Genomic DNA, 405 nt, shown 5'->3' on the forward strand with positions numbered 1-405 from the left:
CGCCATGTCGAGACATGCCCCCCGGCGCGCGCCGCGCGAGACGCAGGTCGGTTTCGGTATCGACATCTCGCAGACGGTGGCCACGGAGGCCCTCGAGGCGCGTCGACTGGAGTTGGTGCGTGCCATCACCGGTGACGGCGAGGTCCTCACCGCGGATCCCGAGCCCTCCGGTGGATGGCTTCAGGGCTCCCGCGTCTGGCTCGCCGTCGCGCTGTTCACGGGCGCGTCGCTGCTGGGGCTGCTCGTGGCGTGGCTCACGATGTGGCGCTGACAGCCCACCCTCCTCTCGACTTCAAGTCACGGAACGGCCAGCAGCGGGCGCGTGGAAGCGGGTGAATCCAACGGCAGGTAGAGGCGGAAGCACGTGCCGGTGCCCGGCTGGGAGTCGAGAGTGAGGTGTCCCTG

General features: G+C 69.9%; 1 pseudogene. It reads left to right on the plus strand.

The annotated features are described in order from the left end of the window. Positions 1-271: pseudogene (locus G4D85_RS48625) on the plus strand (serine/threonine protein kinase); the annotation flags it as partial. Between the last annotated feature and the right edge of the window lie 134 nt (positions 272-405).

The organism is Pyxidicoccus trucidator (assembly GCF_010894435.1).
GTDB lineage: Bacteria > Myxococcota > Myxococcia > Myxococcales > Myxococcaceae > Myxococcus > Myxococcus trucidator.